Consider the following 18,450-nt stretch of genomic DNA (forward strand, 5'->3'; position numbering starts at 1 on the left):
CCATCTGGCATCGGTTGCATGATAAAATACTAATTGTGGTTTGTCTCATGCTTGCGCATTACGATGATTAACACGTGCCATCTCTTAAGTTCAGTGCCGTTCATCAGCCATTCGCGCGGATTACCGAAACGTGCTCGGTAGCCCCATTATGCTTAGTTGAAAGTGGTTTCCTAGAGTGACTAATCTAAGCAATTATTTAGATAAAAATAACTAACACAATGCGTGTTACAATAAAATTAATAATGACTTGATTCGTCAATGCCGGATCAAGGGAGGAGGCACCACGCATGGGCGCTTGGCGTTTTTGGTGGGATAGTACCCGCCGTTTTTATAAGAACTGGGGCAGTTACGTTGCCCTGATATTTAGTACCAATTTGGTCATTAGTTACCTAGCAATTCCTTTTTTTAATTGGGTGCTAGAAATGTTACTCAAGTGGCAACGGGTCAGTTATGTCTCGTACACGAATATCGGTAGTATTATTATTCACCAACCACTGGCCGCACTCGGTATGGTGGCGATCTTATTAGCCATTATTATTTTAGTTTATTGGCAATTTGCGTTTCTGCTACTGGGTATTATGAATATCTTTCGTGGCCGACCACAAACTGTACGCGCGGTCTTGCGGTCAACGGTCACTAGTCTGACTGGCACCTCACCCAGCACTTTCTTATTCTTTATCGGCTACTTTATTGTGATTTTGCCATTTGGAAGTTTCATCTTTACAACACCATTACTCAACAAGGCCAAAATTCCAGCCTTCATTGTCAGCTATCTCATGGAAAACTCGTGGATGACGCTCGGCTTGGGGTGCTTCTACTTGCTGGCTGGTTACCTTGGAATTCGCCTAATTAGCCTATTACCGCTAATGATTGTCGATCGGCTTCCATGGAAAACGGCCGTTACTCGTAGTTGGCAACAAACGCGCCACCATCTTTGGCGCTACTTATGGACCATGATTGTGACCTTATTTATGATTTTTCTGATCGTCACGACCATTTATACGTTGATTTACGTCGCCCAGCTTCAATTCGATAAAACAAGTTTTGCCATGGCCGCTGCCACTGTTAATCTCTTTATCATGGAAGCAATCACCGAAATTATTATTTGTTATACCACGGCCATCTTCATGATGTTAATTATTGTTTGCTATCGTCAAGACTTTACACTCCTCCGCCAACAACCGCAATACTTTAACGAGGCACCACGGTTGCGCAAATTGACCCGGGCGAGTGTTGCAATTGGCTTGCTGTTAGCGACAAGTTTGCTAGTTGCCGTTAATTTAGTCTACTTAAATGGACTAGTGATTACCAAGCCAATCATGATTTCCCACCGCGGCGTCGATAACGGTAACGGCGTGCAAAACACAATTCCTGCACTGATCAAGACCAGCAAGGAACATCCGGATTACGTTGAGATGGACATCCAAGTCACCAAGGACCATCAATTCGTTGTCATGCATGATCCAACCTTAAAAGCCTTAGCTGGCGTTAAGAAAAAGCCATCTCAATTAACATTAAAACAACTAGAAAAAATTACTGTTCGTGAAAATGGCTATCAGGCAAAGATTCCAAGTTTCGATGCTTACCTGAAAGCGGCTCACAAGCATCATCAAAAACTATTAGTCGAAATCAAGACCAGCTCGGCTTACACCGCCGCCGATACTAAACGGTTCATCGATCGTTATGGTGCGACCCTACTGGCTCATCATGACCAAGTCCATACGCTTAGTTTCAAAGTCATGCGTGACTTGAAACGCTTAGATCAAAAACAATTCGTTAGTTACATCTTGCCTTATAATCTCACGTTCCCGCATACAGTCGCGAACGGCTACACCATGGAGGTCACCACATTAAACGACCAATTCGTTGACAAGGCTGACCGCAATCACAAGACGGTTTACGCCTGGGACATTGATAATACGGACCAAATGGATCAAATGATGTTCATGGGCGTCACCGGCGTAGTCACTGATAATCTAACGGAAATGCAGCAAGAAGTTAAGAGCAACACCGACCATCCCAGCTATGCCAAACTCTTATTGACTTTTATGAATGAATTAAGTCTAACTAGCAACGAGTAATCCACATTATTTCAAAGTTGCTGTCACAGCGAGTGCATAAATCATTCAGCAACCACGAAAATTCTGAATGATGTCGTTGCTGAAAAAGTGACTTCCAGCTGATGACGAATCGTAAGCGCCATCTGAATGCATAAGTACATTTGGATAGCGCTTTTTTTGATCTGATTAGCCGTCGCGGTGATTGAGATGTTGGTAAAAAACTGTATTAAAGCGCGCAGCGCTCCGGGTTATCTGCCATTTTAATTTCTAAAACGCACGAATGCCGATAGTTGATCAGCCACTGATTTTTAATACTTTTACCGCCAATTAGGTGCTCATATGGAATGACCCAGAAACAGGGTCTGAACCATGAAGTCCTTTGATGACAGTACGTTATCAGGGACGTCAATATTAGATAAAAACCAGAAAGAGCCATGAGTTATCATGACTCCGTAAGCAACAGATTGGTAGCAGTTCGTCCTACTTTTGCTTGTGTCTCAACACAACAACCGAAATACCCAAAATTCCAAGAACTATTGGAACATCGATTGCGGTAACCGGCAATCCAAATTGCGATAGAATGTAAATGAAGCATACTATTAATAAAACACCACCGTATTTTTTAAAAAAACCGATAATTACATTGTCTGGATAACGCTTTTTTAAATACAGTAATAGAAAAATAAAACACAAATAAAGTATCGTATGCTTCACAACACTTAGTGACATATAAAATCTAATCATCTAAACTAACACACCATCAATAATGGAACCTTTTGCCATAAACAGAATCATCCTCTCAAATTCTACGTTAACAACAGGCAGTATGTTACGAATTTATCTTAACAACAGCGTTTCTTTATCGTTATCAATTTTCAGTAAATTTTGTGTATTTTTTTGTACAAACTTATACATTGTAAAAGTTTAGCCGGAGCGACCGGTTGTTTTTTTATTTTAAGACACACCAAAGCTATCTAGATTAAAAAAACATTTGCCTTTCTACCACTTCATGGTACAACAGGCCGCCAATAAAGCGGGTTCTTAAAGGAACAAGCAAATAGGACGAGAAGCCAAGATTCGGTTTCTCGTCCTATTTGCTTGTATAGCGCCAGTTATATCGCAGCTCTTTTAAACTTACATTTTTTCAAACACGGTCGTACTATGCAGTGGACTCCGTCGTTCGGGATACAAGGTCATCATTAACTGATTGACCGCGTTAGGAGCTTCCCCGAAGCCACTGGCAATCAAGCCTAACTTGCCCGCGTAAGTCACCGTATCACCAATAGCCGCAATCCCAGGTACGTCGGTATTCATCTCCGTATCAACGGTGATGAGTCGGTGGGCCATGGTTGGGGTCACGTGCCAGTTTCGGATGACTTTATTATCCGCGATAAAGCCATAGTTAACAATCAAATCATCAACGGCCAATGTTTCTTCAGTTGTGCCGCGAACCTCTTTCATCGTCAGCTGTAACTGTCCGGTAGCCGTCTCTGCAAGTTGCTTAATCAAAAATGGCGTCTTGATTTCAACGGAAGACGCTTTTAACAAGTCCACATTGTGTTCCATCCCACGGAACCGATCACGCCGATGCATGATATAAACGTGCTTAGCAACGGGTTCAAGCATCAAGGCCATATCGATGGCTGAGTCGCCACCACCCGCAACTAGTACCGTTCGATCCGCAAATTGCTTGACACTTGGAATGTGGTAGAATAATTGCTTATTCTCAAATTCAGCCGCATTATCGACTGCTAAGCGCCGGGGTTCAAAAGCCCCACTCCCAGTCGCTACGATAATCGCTTTGGAATGTGACTGCTGTCCACTCGCCGTGGTAATCGTGAAATCACCCATCGCTCCCGTGACATCCGTCACCGGGCTCGCCAATTGAATGTCAATTGGAAATTGTGTGAGTTGCTTTTCAAGTTGTGCCACCAGTTCACGGCCCTTGATTGCCGGATATCCCGCAACGTCATGAATGATCTTCTCAGGATACAAAGCCTGAACCTGACCCCCTAATTCGGGGAGACTTTCTAATAACTGAACCCGCGCATTACGCATACCAGCATAGAAGGCTGCAAACATGCCGACCGGGCCACCACCAATAATTGTTAAATCATATTCTGCACTCATCGTTTCCCAGCTCTCTTCTATGTAGACTTATTGCTTCTCATTCTAGTGGATTCGGCGAAGGTTTGCAAAAGCAATTTTTACTAATTCGACTATAATAGGATTCAAAGGCGAGGTGGATCAGTGATGCGACGAATTAAAATTATTAAAATCATGGCCATTATTAGTGCGACCCTGGTCGTAGGGATTGGATCCTATTGGCAACATCGCTTGACCCCATTACGAAAAACGCGGGTCGCCCAAACGAGTATTCCGACCATCTTCGTCGGTGGCGATTACGCGCGCGCATTTTCTACCGACGGCTTTGTGCACCGCTTAACCGCGGCACACCTGATGACAAAAGGATTGGTCGTCCATGTCAGTCACGCCGGCCACGTGACCGTCCAACAGTTCGGACCACTAAAAAACAACCCAACGATTCAGGTTATCTTTGCCGATAATCATCATGCGAAACGTCAAGCTCGGCAGTTTGCTACTGTCATGCAAGTGCTCGCAAAACGCTACCATGTGACCCACTACAATGCTGTCGGTCACTCATCTGGAGGTAATATCATCTTTGATTATCTGACAGCGCAAGTTCCTCAACACGCACAAATCAATAAGTTTGTGACCATTGGCTCGACCTATCCGGGCTTGACCACTCGGCAGTTAGGCTGGTTACCACGGTCCTTGCCGATATTGAATATTGCCGGCCATGTTTGGCATACAAGTGGTGATGGCGGCGTCAATTTACAAGCCGTACTTAAATTCAGCCATCAATTATTGGCAGCTGGTTGGTCACCCAAAACCAAAATCATTCACGGCAGTCCCCTGACCGCCAGCCACTCAATGCTGCATATCAATCCACAGGTCGACTTACTCATCATCCAGTTCTTGTACGGCAACTGATCAATTCATCGAGGTGTGCTGCCAATCAACCTGAAGCACGCCACACTTCTAATTTAACAGGATTCGGACACCCTTACGTCCCTTGGATGGGATGGCAAATGGTGTCTTTTCTGGTATCCTAAAACATCACATATCAGTTAATAACGCAATCACAAAAAAGTCTGCTAAATCTGGCCGCATACCGTTAGTTAAGCTAGCAAACGGTGTTTTGTCAGCGATTTCCATGTACAACGGTGGTAATGTATGGGTATATCTTAATGGAGGCGATTACCATGCGCAAAAAATGGCGATGGTTATTATTAGCACTTACTGGAATTTTCTTTTTGATGTTCGGGCCCCCCTTAGTCAGTCAGGCCCGCAACGTAATCGAAGCAACGGGCAACGATGTTAATAGTGCGGTTATCAAAGATAGTAAGGGCAAGGTAATGGCTCACGATGCACAATTGCCAGAAGACCAAGCGTACACGATCAATTACAACTGGCGCATCCCTGATAACCTCAAGATCAAAGCGGGCGACACGATGGCTTTCCAAGTCCCCGAAAACGTTCGTATTCCACATGACGAGGCTTTTCCAATGAAAGGAACCACTGCAGGTACTATCGGAACCTTCTTCATTGCTGCTGGTGCACATACAGGTCTCGTCACATTTAATCAGGCCTATCAAACTAGACCACGTAATCGGAAAGGGTTTGTTCAATTGGACGCCTTCGGAACCGTTCCTAGTCATCCTGGTAACTTAGCCCCGATTTTATTAGAGAAATCAGCTGAATGGGCTGACGAAGCTAATCCACGGCGGATCAACTGGACGATTCGTGTCTTGCCTAATAACAATCAGCTCGTTGATCCCACCTTTGTTGATACGTTGAGTCCGAACCAAACGTATGTCAATGGCAGCGCCGTCCTACGCGATGAGACAGGTAATATTATTTCCGTCAATACGAGTGTGAATGGTAATCAATTGACGTTTAGTACCACGGGGTCGTTTACGTCAGAGTTAGCTTTGACCTACCAAACTAAGACTAACGAACCCACTGGCGATGCAACTTTTGAAAATAATGTCACCTATACTGACAAGAACGGCAACAAGGGATCCGCGACAGCCACGATTTCACGGCCAGTCACCGAACCGGACGTTCCCGAAAATCCAGGTATTTCGGAACCAACAGATCCCGATGAAGATGAAGAGCCAGGAGTTACTGAACCGGAAAAACCTGGGACTACCGAACCCGAGAAACCCGGAATCACCGAACCAGAAAAACCTGGGACTACTGAACCGGAAAAACCCGGGGTCACTGAACCAGAAAAACCTGGGACTACTGAACCCGAGAAACCCGGAATCACTGAGCCAGAAAAACCGGGTACTACCGAACCTGAGGAACCTAACGTCACTGAACCAGAAAAACCGGGTACTACCGAACCTGAGGAACCTAACGTTACTGAACCGGAGAAACCCGGAGTCACCGAACCTGAAAAACCTGGAACTACTGAACCGGAGAAACCCGGAGTCACCGAACCTGAAAAGCCTGGGACTACTGAACCGGAGAAACCCGGAATCACTGAACCAGAAAAACCTGGGACTACTGAACCGGAGAAACCCGGGATCACTGAACCGGAGAAACCCGGAATCACTGAACCAGAAAAGTCGGGTACCGTCTCACCAGAACAGCCGAGTGGTCCTAAGCCCACCAATCCAGGAACCGTAACACCTGAAAAACCAACGGCCGTCACTCCAGCCGTTCCAAATGAGTCGTCTCCATCGACCCCCGCACCAAGCGTCAGTGGTAATCTGTCAGCACCTGCCAATCCAGCGACAAATTCGACTAACACGACCGCCACAACGGTTCCGGCAACTAATCCCTTACCAGCATCGGCGGCTACAGCTTTTGCAGGCTCAGCACCGATAAATAAGTCGTTGCCACAAACTAACGAACACTCGGCAAGTTGGTCAATAGCTATCGGTCTCGCTTTATTGATTGGATTACTCGGTAGCGCTTTTGTCCTGACACGCCGAACTAAGCATCGGCATTCATAATTAGCTTGTCACACCGTCAAAAAAATGAGCTACTCACGTCGCGTTGAACTGACGATCAACGGTGTGAGTAGCTCATTTTTTATAATTTCAACTTGCTGCTAGTAACACTGCGCGATACTTTGTTAGTCGGTCTCACGATCTAGTTGCTCCAGCGCCGTTTTTAATTGTGCTTGCGCACTCGCATCTAGTGAGGGGTACGCTAATGGCAATTCCGACAGGCGTTGATTGATGATTTCCGAAACACAGAGCCGCGAATACCACTTACTATCCGACGGAATGACGTACCACGGTGTCGCTTTAGTAGCCGTCTTGGTGATAGCATCATCATAAGCACGCTGATAATCATCCCAATACTGCCGTTCCTGAATATCGGCAGCTGAGAATTTCCAGTTGTGACTTGGAATTTCAATACGGCGAATAAAACGTTGCTTCTGTTCCGCCTTTGACATGTGTAAGAAGAACTTGAGCACTAAGTAGCCATTGTGTTGCAAGTAATCTTCAAAGTACCGAAGATCGTTAAAACGACGTTCAAAAAAAGCATCATCCACTTGTTTCTTATCGTTAATCTCACCAACATGCTCATTCACAATAATTTCCGGATGGACTCGACTAACAAGTACGTCTTCATAATACGACCGATTGAAGATCCCAATCATGCCGCGTTTGGGAACCCGATCATGAATTCGCCATAAATAATCATGCGCAATTTCTTTAGTAGTTGGTTGCTTGAACGATGTGACTTCACAGCCTTGGGGGTTGACCCCACTCATGATATGGCGAATCATACTGTCCTTACCCGCCGCATCCATCGCCTGAAAAATGACTAAAACACCAAATCGGTCTTGTGCATATAACTTACCTTGCAGCTCAGTCAGTTGCTTAATATTCTTGGCGATTTGCGCCTTGATGACCTTTTCATCTTCAAATTCTGGATCAACCGCCGTTGCTAATTTAGTTAATCCTAATTTTTGCTTTCCAGTATATCGATAGTGCTTTTCAAAATTCACGTTCTAGCTTCCCCTCAATTATCGATAGTCAACTAATGTCGCTAATGGTTGATGATCTGCTGGCTTGCCAGCAACGGCCGCTTTGCCAATTGAAACGAGCAATAGTGGCCGATACCGCTGGGCGTCCAGTTCCAAAATAGACGTGAATCCGGCAGCATCAAACCCGGTCATCGGATTCGTATCAAAGCCATGATCTTTAGCCACTAACATAAATTGCATCGCAATCAGGCCAGCATCTAGGGCGCCAATGGTCTCGTCACCAGTATCAAATTGTTGCCCCTGACTGGCCTGAAACGCTGGCACTTGGTGTTGATTTTCACAATCCAGCACAAATAAGACGACGGCACTGGCCGTAGTTAACTGACTGGTATTACCAGTCGCGGCACACAACCGTTGTCGCAAGGCTGCATCCTCAATCACCAACGCCCGAATCGGTTGTTGATTCAACGCGGTTGGTGCCAAAAATGCGGTCTGTAACATCGCGGCCATTTCTTCACGCCCAATTTTAGTTTGGCCGTCATATTGCCGAACCGAATGGCGCGCATTCATGATTGCTTCTAATGGACTATTCGTCGTCATCAGCTTCACCTTCCTTAATTGTCAGTATAAAACAGCCCGGGCCATTTCGCCAGTAAGCGTTATCGTAAAATATATCCGAACATTTTTCTAGCTAAAGTCAATTTAATTCGCCGCTAGCCGTTGTCAGCATCAGCTGAAACGTTTACAATTAAAACATAGCTTTATAGCGCTTCAGACCTAATCAGGGAGGATGTTTTACATGGCAAAACGTAAAATGATTTTAGACTTAGACACCGGGATTGACGACGCAATGGCCATTGCCTACGCAGTCGGTGCACCCGACGTTGATTTAATTGGGATTATCAGTTCTTATGGGAACTGCCTAGTGGATCAGGCGGCGATTAACAGTTTACAAATTCTAGAACTACTAGGTGCCACTGACGTACCCGTCTTTCTAGGTGAACCCCACTCCAGTACGACGGAACACTTTGACGTTATGCCGATTTCACAGCAGATTCATGGCATGAACGGTATCGGCGACGTGAACCTTCCTGAACCGAAACGCGCCGTGGAAAAGCAGTCCGGTGTCGACTTCTTAATTGATGCCGTTCACCAATATGGCGCCGATCTGACCCTAGTGCCAACCGGTCCCTTAACCAACTTGGCCGAAGCACTCGAAAAAGCACCAGACATTGCCAGCACCATTGGTAATGTGACCTTAATGGGTGGTGCACTGACTGTTCCAGGTAATGTCAGTCACTACGCTGAAGCCAATATTAATCAAGATGCCGAAGCGGCCAACGCCGTCTTCACCAGTGCGATGCCTCTTACGATGGTCGGACTCGACGTAACGTTACGGACATTATTAACCAAGACTGAAACACAACAATGGCGGGACTTAAAGACAACTGCGGGCGCAAAGTTTGCTGACATTGTTGACTATTACATTGCGGCTTACGATATTACGAGTCCTGACTTACACGGTTGTGCTTTACACGATCCACTGGCAGTCGGCGTTTCACTCGATCCAAGTTTTGTCACAACGTTGGATCTAAACATGTACGTCCAAGCGAGTGGTGAAGATTACGGCCGGACAATTGGTGACCCTGCACGACTCAATGACCCAACTAACGTGACGGTTGCGTTAACGGTCGACAAGGATCGTTATTTGAAGACCTTCATGAATTACCTGACGACATTATTTAAAGCCCATTAATTATATTTCATCATGGCAACCGGATCACAGAAGTTCGCTTCCGTGATCCGGTTGTTATTATTTACAAGTCTGCTAATTTTTCATTTTTCCCACGGCAATTTATGTTAAATTAGCAGTATCACCATTCAGAAAGTAGGTATCGTCATGGCACAAAAATATTACGCTGTTCGTAAGGGACGCCAACCTGGTATTTACCGCACCTGGCCCGAAACTCAAAAGCAAGTTAGCGGTTATCCACAAGCACAGTACAAGAGCTTCACAAGCGAGAAAGACGCTCAGGATTTTATGGCTGGTAAGGCCAGTCCAACCCGACCAGCTCACTCAAAATCAATATCTAATCAAGCGCCGGTCAACGCAACCATTACTGTTTATACTGATGGCGGTTCGCGAAATACCGGAAACGTTGCCGGTCAGCACGTGCACCAAGATGATAAGGCTGCCTGGGCTTATCGGATTGAAATGCCCGACCAACTCGTCACTGACTCTGCCGGCGAATGGGGTGCCACCAATAATCGCATGGAAATCATGGCCTTCTTACGAGCTCTTGAACAATTGCAACAGCTTGGTCAAACTAAGACTGGGATTCTGTTCGTACTTGATTCACAGTATGTCCTCAACGCAGTCACTAAGGGCTGGCTGGCTGGTTGGAAACGACGCGGCTGGAAACGCAGTAATGGTCCGTTAGTTAACGCCGAGTTATGGCGTGAAGTCGACCGGTTGCTTCCAGCATTCACTGCACTCAATTACCGCTGGACTAAGGGCCATGCTACCAATCAGGGCAATGTCTTTGTCGACCATTTGTTGAATCAGACTATGGATCAGATGCACGCTGGTCAGCCGGCTCAAGCCTCGACTGGTGCTAAAATTAGTCCACAGCCAACTAAAACTAATGTGCCGCAGCCGACTATGTCGAGCCCAACACCAACTAAGTCTAATCAGTCGGCCACTGTGCGCCCGACACCAGCTGAAAAAAAGCCAGTTGATCCCGAACAAGTCGCCCGTTCAGTAGCGGCGATTAAGAAGCTGCTACGCGATAACTAATCAAAAGCTGTGACCCCAACATACTGATTGCTGGAACTGAATTCCGCAAGTCAGCTGTTTGGATCACAGTTTTATTTCATTAAAATTTATAGCCAACCAATTTTTTTTAGTCCATTGGCGATGCCATCGTGATCACAATCGGTCGTCGTAACGTCTGCTAATGCTTTAATCTCAGCTTTCGCGTTACCCATAGCAACCCCAATACCGGCGCTCTGAATCATCTCTCGGTCATTATCATTATCACCAAAGGCCGCAACGTTACTCGAATTGACATTAAGTGCCGCTGCCAGCTTTGCAATTCCTTGCGCCTTAGATCCCGCTTTGGGAATGATATCAACCCCGCGTTCATGAAAACGAACAAAGGAAAACTCATCTGGATGCGGCAACAATCGATTTTGGACATCCGGGTAAAACATCATGGCCTGATACACATCATGGTGCTGATAGTAATCAGGGGCATAATCCAACTCAGGTGCCCGAAACGTGTTCAACACCTGGCGCGTCGTGGTTGACGGATGTGTGTGGATATGTAGCCCATCCAGTGATTCGACCACAATGTCAATATTCTGTTCATCCGCCGCCGCAACCAATTTGCCAACATTGTCTTTAGATAAGGTGTGTTGATGAATTTGTTGGCGACCGGCAAACGCTGCTGAACCATTGCACAGTACATAATCTTGTAATTGTAAGGCATCAATAACTGGCCGGGCCATCGCTAAATTGCGACCCGTGGCGATGGCTACATGAATCCCGTTATCTCTAAGTGCTTGAATACTTTCAATAGTGCTCGGTAATAACTGCTTATTGCGAGCCAATAGTGTGTCATCAATGTCAAAAACTGCTAATCTTGCTACCATATTAATTGCTCCTCCAAGTTATCGCGGTATAAATTCTGATTTAATTAATTCATGGGTGCGGGTCTTGCCGATTGCCAATCGAAATGCTGACTGACCCAATGATTCTAGATGATGGTCGATCGTCGAAAACTTCAAGAGTCGACTCGTCAGCAAGTTCTCCTGTCCAATCACTGGAATGGGGGCTAACCCGTGATCCATAAAATATTGATAGGCGCCCGCCCCAATATCATCGCCATTTGCAAAAATCGCGGCCACGCGAGACGCTTGATTGGCAAAGTACTCACCGGCGTGGTAACCGTCTTCATAGGTGGCAGCACCGGTATAGAGTCGCTCGTCATCCAACTGACCATATACTTCGTGGTAGGCTCGCCGCGTCACCCGTGTACTCGCACTAATGACGTTATTACGGCTCAAAATAACGCCCATCGTCGCATAACCTTGTTGCTTCGCCCACCGTAATGCCGTAACATATGAAGCCATGCGGTCGGTATAAGCTGCGGCCAATTCCCGGCCATCGCCTGGATCTTCACAGCAGACGATTTGACCATACTTCCGATAACGTTCCAGTGTATCCAGTGAACTACTACGTGACGTGAAAATCAGCGCATCATAGGCTTTACTTCGCAGGTCTTCTAAATAATGGCGTTCAATCGTCATATCATAATTAGTCGGTAGCAACATGATTTTATAACCCGCCGCAAAGCCTGCACTGACGATACCATCAACTACCCGTGCAAAATACGGGTGATTCGCATATGGTAGTACCACACCAATCGTCTTCGTCCGCCCCCGACTTAAATCACGAGCGACCCGGTTAGGCACGTAATCCAGTTCTTGCATAATAGCCTCAACTTTGGCCCGTTTGTCATCCGCAACATACTTCTGATGGTTAATTACCCGCGAGACTGTCGAGACAGAATAACCCGATAGTCGCGCAATATCATGAATATTCGTCATCACAGAACTTCCTCTCTCAGTTGATGATACCACGTTGTTTCATATAATTACCATAATTTATGAAACCGGTACCAGGTCAAGCTGATTTTGCTCAGTTTTCTGATAATCGTCGCTTTTTCCCAATATTAACCGTATGATAATAACTATGGAGGTCGATGACATGTCAATCTTAATTGCCTTGCAACAACAGTCAGACTTTACTAGTACTGAACAACGGATCAGTAGTTATATTCTGGCACATCTAGATCAAATGCCAACTATTCTGATCAAGGACCTAGCCGCTAAGACGTACACATCCCATTCAGCAATCATCAGATTGGCCCAAAAATTGAATTACCGGGGCTTTCGCGATTTTCAACGGGAATTGACTGCTGAAAGCATTGCCCAGGCACATCAAGCCGCCACTGTAGATGCCAATTTCCCGTTCTCAGCAACAGATTCGGTCGCCACAATCAGCCAAAAGATGGCCGCCCTGAATATTCGAGCCATTCAAACAGCTCAGCAGCAACTTGATACGAACCAATTGGCCCAAGCTGCTGACTTATTGACGCGATCAAGACGAATCTTTATCTTCTCGCAAGGTGACTCACAACTACGGGCCCGTAGTTTTCAAAATAAACTCGTCAAAATCAATCGTTTTGCTATAATCGCCGAAGAATATGCTGACGAATCCTGGAACGCAGCCAACTTAACAGCTGATGATTGTGCTCTGATTATTTCATATGCTGGTACTACTAAAATCCATCAGCAAGTTGCCACCTATTTTCACGCTCATCAAATTCCCATGATTGTCCTAACAGGTAATCCACAATCACCACTCATCAGTCAAGCGACCCAGCACTTGCTCACCGTTCAGAGTGAATATAATTTTGCCAAAATCGGTACTTTTGCATCCCAAGCGGCGTTTGAATACGTCTTAGACAGTCTTTTCGCAGTCATGTATGCACATGATTTTCATCACCATTTACAAGACCTGCGACAAAAACAGCACCTAATCCAGGACGGCCCGCTTACCACAAAATAACCGCAAAAAACGCGTCCTGCAGTTTCCAGGACACGCTTTTTTTGCTTCGTTGTGTGGCGACGTTAGCAACGCCGCATTAGCCCAATTGCAATCCCGCGCTCGCTAACGCTTGGTCAACAACTTCCATGACAGCTTGGGAATGATCTAATTGCCGCTTAACGGTTACCATATCGTGATTAGCAATAAGACGTTCAAACGCCACAAACTCAGCATACATCCGATGCTCAGCTTGATTAAGCGCTAAATCAGTTGTCGTTCCATCATGTGCAATTTCAGTGATACTTTCGACCGTATTAGTAGGCCCGTTGACAATGATCGAACCAGTCGTCCCCTGAATCGTGGAACGTACTGGTGAAGTCGAATCCTTGGCACCGATACAAACGACTTTAACATTCGGATAGGTCAACACTAAGATGCCTGATGTATCAATATTTCGTTCAACATTAGCTAAATACTGCACGTGCGTTGGTGCGCCTAACAAGCCAACCACAAAATGAATATTATAAATATTCAAGTCCATCAGGGCGCCCCCACCAAGCTTAGGATTAAAAGCTGGTAAGATCGTTCCGGCTTTAAACTGATCATAACGTGATGAATACTGCGAATAGTTGCATTCGATAATTTTCAAGTCGCCCAACTTGGTCAAATCACGTTTGATTGCCTGATAGTTTTCCAAATACTGATTCGTAATTGCTTCGATTAACACTAAGTCTTGGCGACCTGCCAATTCGATTAGTTCCGTTAACTGAGATGCCACTAACGTAAACGGCTTCTCACAAATGACGTTCTTCCCCGCTTGCAATGCCCGCTTCGCATAGTCATAATGTAACGAATTCGGCAAAGCGACGTACACTGTATCAATTGTCGTATCGGCTAGCAAAGCTGCATAATCTGTGTAGACCGTTCCAATACGATACGTGGCTTGCAGCTCGCGGGCTCGCGCCACACTCCGCGGCGTTGACAGCAACCCCACCAATTCAATCGCGGGAATGCGCTTCACCATTGGCAAGAAGTCCTGAACAATCTTGCCTGTTCCTAAAATTCCTAATCGCATCATAATCCTCCTCATAATTTATATTAACGAATTAATACCGGCCAAATGAAACCAGCTAAGGCCCACTGAAAAAAGCTCAAGTTTGCGTAAACATGCTTAGCCAGCGTCGGCTTGCGCCGACCGCCAACAATTGGCATCCGCCCCCGAAGACGCGCACCGGCCGACGAACAACCATTTAAAACTGACACGTACTAGTAGCTGGGCTAGTGCAACACCCAAGCGATACTAATGGCGGCATTGTTGAATGCCAGTTTCTAACATTTTTACTTGCAGCAACGTTTCTTCATCTTTGACGAGCTTAGGTTGTCCATTGATGATACTGTCGTAGACGCCGGCGTATACCCGACTGTAGTCACCGACTTCCGAGACGACGGCTTCTTCATGGTACTGGCCTGCATCGTCGATATAAGTTAACGTGCCATAGTTTTCAGGTTGATCAATACCAAAGTCAGCGTGATTCGGCATGTAAAAATGTTTCAGATCGTATTCTTGACGGTCCTTGTCAGCTTTGACGAACATGCCCTTTTTGCCATAAACCACGAAGCTTGGCCGTGATTTAATGCGGAAATAGCTAGATTTTACAGAGACTTTCAAGGCACCGTAATACAGGTCGATATCAAAATAATCATTCATCCGGTCACTTCCCAATAGTTGCCGAACATCATAGTGCACGTCATCCGGCTCCCCGAAGTATGCAATCACTTGGTCCAAAGTATGGCAAGCATGACCATATAAATAACTCGTATCTAATGAAAAATGATCAACATTGGTTGGCACCTCTGGCCGGAAATAATCAAAGTGCATTTCGACTTCCAGCAAGTCACCAAGGACCCCGCTTTCAATGACCTTTTGTGTCGTCAAATAGTCCGAATCAAAGCGCCGATTCTGATAACACTGAATAAACAACTGTTTTTGCTTGGCGAGTTCAAAAAGTTCTTGGGCTTCTGCCGAGGTCTCCGTAAATGGTTTCTCCACCAAGACATTCTTACCATGATTCAAGACATCCTTAGCTACCGAATAGTGGGTATGGCTAGGCGTCGAAACAACCACGAGCTGAATCTCAGGGTCCTCATAAATGTCTGCTAACGTGGTCGTATAATGAACGCCCGCAATTGGTTGCCAATTCTGGCGTCCTGAGCGTGAATAGATAGTCTTCACCTTGATTTGATCTTTAAGCTTCAGTGCGAATGGCAAGTGGTAGCGGTTAGCGCTTTTTCCATTGCCGATATAAGCAATTGTTAACATCGTGATGTCCTCCAGTTAAGTTGATAATTTCATTATACTGACTTAGAATGCCACGCCAAGCAAATGACAAACTTTAGGTCAAAACGTTCAATAATTAACCCCTAATCAGTCTATTTTTAAACATTAGGTCCAACCCAAATTAATCATCGCAGATAATTCTTTTATTCACATGATTGCGTTAAAATTAAACTACTTTACTAAATCTAGGAGGAAATTTGGTGTGCAAACCGTTTTCTTAGTCTTACTACTCGTGGCGGCAGTCGTTCTCGCTAACGCCGTCTACGCACGTTTTAATCAAATTCCAGTCGCCTTTTTACAAATTGGGGCTGGATTAATCCTGTCTCTGGTTCCGTTGTATCGAAATTTTGAATTGGAGCCTGAAATTTTCCTATTCGTTATTATTTCGATTTTAATGTTTAACGATGGCCAGAACACCAATATTCGCAAGCTCAGTCACCAGTTTGGCACGACCCTGTCACTTGCGGTAGTGTTAGCCATCGTGACCATCCTAATTGTTGGTACGGTCACTCACTTACTGATTCCCGAGTTTTCGCTGGCACTCGCTTTTGCTCTTGGCGCGATCATTACGCCGACCGATGCCGTCGCGGTCTCATCGATTACGACTAAAGTTGCGATTCCAGGTGAGGTCATGACGACCCTTGAAAATGAATCACTGTTCAATGACGCTTCCGGAATCGTGGCCTTTAACTTAGCGATTGCTGCGATTATTACCGGTAAATTTTCAGTCTGGCATGGCATCACCAACTTTTTATACGTCTTTGTTGGTGGGATTATCGTCGGTCTAATTATCGGATACGTCATTGTCGCGGTCAGGATTATGCTCATTCGCATGCGGGTCGACGCCCCGTCTGTGATTGTTCCTTATACATTGCTGACACCGTTCGTCGTCTACTTCTTAGCTGAATCATTAGGGGTTTCCGGCATTCTAGCCGTTGTTGCCACCGGGCTCATCCATGGTGTCCAATCCAATCAATTACGCCTGACCACGTCGCGCTTACAAATCGTCATGACGACGACCTGGTCAATTGTTGCGAGTATTTTGAACGGAATCGTCTTTGTATTGCTCGGCGTTTCGTTGCCAAGCGTCATCAATCATTTACAACAACGTGATACGGGGTCAGTGGCGGTATTAATTGGCCTGGGGATCTTACTCTACCTCATCATGACGTTCGCGCGTTTTCTCTGGACGCGTTTCGACTTAGCCCGCATTCGCGCGTGGGATGAGCATGAAAAGACCCGTAACGCATTTGTCATGGGCTTGAGCGGCGTCCACGGCACGATTACATTGGCGATGGCCTTCTCATTACCACTAACACTCAATGGCAGTACTTTTCCCTACCGCAATGACATTATCTTCGTTGCCGCGGTGGTGATTCTCACAAGTTTGTTGGTACCGACCATCTTGCTGCCACTGATGTTACCTAAACAAGCCATTAAGGTTACTGAAGACGAATTGGCTACCGCCAAAGCTGACATGGTGACCCACGCGATTGACATCATGCAAGCCCGTCATGGCAACAACGCTAACACAAGCAAAGTTGTTGCCATTCTTTCGGGCCAGCGAGTGCTGGACGGCCGGCCGAAGCGTTCGCAACTGGCAAGTCTATTCAACGACACGTTTGAAATTGAGCAAGCGACGATTGACCAAATGGTGGCCGACAATGAGATCACGCCCCATGCCGCCGAGAAATACATGCGGGTGGCTAGTCAAACACGTCTGCAGAACCAACAAACCTTTTTCGAACGCTTTAGATTGATCTTCCGGTTCACAATCAGCAAGTGGTCGCTCAGCAAAAAAGCTCGCGCCCGCCGCAAAATGTTTCGACAATACCGGCCCCATGGTGGTCAGAGTCGTGCTGAACTCTTGACTCGTAATCGGCAAATGTGGCAACAAATGCGCCAAATCGAACAAAAACCGTATGAGGCCGTGTTAGCCTATTTAGCCGACACGATTACTGCTGACAATCAGCAAGCTATCGGGATCGTCCGCCGTGCCTATGATGAGCGTCATCGCCGTCTATCTGGCGAACGGGATTTCCAAGACACTCAAAATGAGCTTCTGATCGAAGCGTTCCAGTTGGAATATAACTTTATACAAACACAATTGGCCAATCAAACGTTCAGTTCCGAACTTGGAAACCAACTCTATGAACAAATTTCAACGGACCAGTTAGTCTACTTGCAATCGATCAATACCGACTAAAGCGGTTTAGTAATGTCAATAACGTGACCAACTGTCCTTACCCCCATTTGGACACCAAATTCGGTTACAATAAAGCTATACCATTGGTCGAACTGCCGACGATGCATCGCAACTAGCCCCCAATCTCGTGACCATGGTAACCTAATGACGCCTGACAACTTGTCGGCGTCATTTTTTATGATATTTTTAAAACAAAAC

At 45.8% G+C, this 18,450-nt stretch carries 15 protein-coding genes; 7 read left to right on the top strand and 8 right to left on the bottom strand.

Features of this window, described 5'->3' with window-relative positions; all coding sequences use genetic code 11:
- Positions 1-287 precede the first annotated feature (287 nt).
- Positions 288-2,081: a glycerophosphodiester phosphodiesterase gene (locus tag V7R88_RS10495; RefSeq protein ID WP_054397901.1), complete on the top strand. Its 1,794-nt coding sequence runs from the start codon at positions 288-290 to the stop codon at positions 2,079-2,081.
- A gap of 1,113 nt (positions 2,082-3,194) precedes the next feature.
- Here the strand turns inward: V7R88_RS10495 and V7R88_RS10500 are convergent.
- Positions 3,195-4,190, bottom strand: a complete 996-nt coding sequence (locus V7R88_RS10500) for an NAD(P)/FAD-dependent oxidoreductase (RefSeq protein ID WP_003642692.1) — start codon at positions 4,188-4,190, stop codon at positions 3,195-3,197.
- Positions 4,191-4,313: 123 nt separating this feature from the next.
- Between V7R88_RS10500 and V7R88_RS10505 the strand changes: the two genes are divergently transcribed.
- Together V7R88_RS10505 and V7R88_RS10510 are read left to right on the top strand one after the other, a co-directional pair.
- Entirely contained in the window at positions 4,314-5,075 is a 762-nt protein-coding gene (locus tag V7R88_RS10505; protein WP_054397902.1) for an alpha/beta hydrolase, read from the top strand.
- Positions 5,076-5,347: 272 nt separating this feature from the next.
- Positions 5,348-7,108, top strand: coding sequence for an Ig-like domain-containing protein (locus V7R88_RS10510; RefSeq protein WP_057717451.1), 1,761 nt, complete (start codon positions 5,348-5,350; stop codon positions 7,106-7,108).
- A 122-nt stretch (positions 7,109-7,230) separates the two neighbouring features.
- Here the strand turns inward: V7R88_RS10510 and V7R88_RS10515 are convergent, their stop codons facing one another.
- Together V7R88_RS10515 and V7R88_RS10520 are read right to left on the bottom strand one after the other, a co-directional pair.
- Entirely contained in the window at positions 7,231-8,115 is an 885-nt protein-coding gene (locus V7R88_RS10515; RefSeq protein ID WP_003642687.1) for a polyphosphate kinase 2 family protein, read from the bottom strand.
- A gap of 18 nt (positions 8,116-8,133) precedes the next feature.
- Complete coding sequence (locus V7R88_RS10520) at positions 8,134-8,694, bottom strand: nitroreductase family protein (RefSeq protein WP_054397905.1); 561 nt, start codon at positions 8,692-8,694, stop codon at positions 8,134-8,136.
- Positions 8,695-8,893: 199 nt separating this feature from the next.
- On the opposite strand from V7R88_RS10520, the gene V7R88_RS10525 reads away from it, so the two are divergent.
- The gene (locus V7R88_RS10525; protein WP_054397907.1) at positions 8,894-9,850 is read left to right on the top strand and encodes a nucleoside hydrolase; all 957 of its coding nucleotides are present in this window, start codon (positions 8,894-8,896) and stop codon (positions 9,848-9,850) included.
- Positions 9,851-9,994: 144 nt separating this feature from the next.
- On the top strand, positions 9,995-10,891 hold the full coding sequence (locus V7R88_RS10530; protein WP_057717450.1) for a ribonuclease H family protein: 897 nt from the start codon (positions 9,995-9,997) through the stop codon (positions 10,889-10,891).
- A gap of 86 nt (positions 10,892-10,977) precedes the next feature.
- On the opposite strand, the gene V7R88_RS10535 is transcribed toward V7R88_RS10530, so the two are convergent.
- A complete protein-coding gene (locus V7R88_RS10535; protein ID WP_057717449.1) occupies positions 10,978-11,748 on the bottom strand; it encodes a Cof-type HAD-IIB family hydrolase in 771 nt (256 codons plus the stop codon).
- Between the two features lie 18 nt (positions 11,749-11,766).
- Positions 11,767-12,705 (bottom strand): LacI family DNA-binding transcriptional regulator, encoded by a 939-nt coding sequence (locus tag V7R88_RS10540; protein ID WP_054397913.1) that lies wholly within the window; start codon positions 12,703-12,705, stop codon positions 11,767-11,769.
- Between the two features lie 160 nt (positions 12,706-12,865).
- Here V7R88_RS10540 and V7R88_RS10545 point away from each other — a divergent pair, with 160 nt between their 5' ends.
- Entirely contained in the window at positions 12,866-13,729 is an 864-nt protein-coding gene (locus tag V7R88_RS10545; protein WP_054397914.1) for a MurR/RpiR family transcriptional regulator, read from the top strand.
- Between the two features lie 76 nt (positions 13,730-13,805).
- Here the strand turns inward: V7R88_RS10545 and V7R88_RS10550 are convergent, their stop codons facing one another.
- The 3 genes from V7R88_RS10550 to V7R88_RS10560 are packed head-to-tail and all read right to left on the bottom strand — an operon-like array spanning position 13,806 to position 16,028.
- Complete coding sequence (locus V7R88_RS10550) at positions 13,806-14,783, bottom strand: Gfo/Idh/MocA family protein (protein ID WP_054397916.1); 978 nt, start codon at positions 14,781-14,783, stop codon at positions 13,806-13,808.
- A 23-nt stretch (positions 14,784-14,806) separates the two neighbouring features.
- Entirely contained in the window at positions 14,807-14,971 is a 165-nt protein-coding gene (locus V7R88_RS10555; RefSeq protein ID WP_154815072.1) for a hypothetical protein, read from the bottom strand.
- A 37-nt stretch (positions 14,972-15,008) separates the two neighbouring features.
- Entirely contained in the window at positions 15,009-16,028 is a 1,020-nt protein-coding gene (locus V7R88_RS10560; protein WP_054397918.1) for a Gfo/Idh/MocA family oxidoreductase, read from the bottom strand.
- Between the two features lie 220 nt (positions 16,029-16,248).
- Between V7R88_RS10560 and V7R88_RS10565 the strand changes: the two genes are divergently transcribed.
- Positions 16,249-18,252 (top strand): Na+/H+ antiporter, encoded by a 2,004-nt coding sequence (locus V7R88_RS10565; RefSeq protein WP_054397115.1) that lies wholly within the window; start codon positions 16,249-16,251, stop codon positions 18,250-18,252.
- Positions 18,253-18,450: the final 198 nt, after the last annotated feature.

Source organism: Lactiplantibacillus argentoratensis (assembly GCF_037290055.1).
GTDB classification, from domain to species: Bacteria; Bacillota; Bacilli; order Lactobacillales; family Lactobacillaceae; genus Lactiplantibacillus; species Lactiplantibacillus plantarum.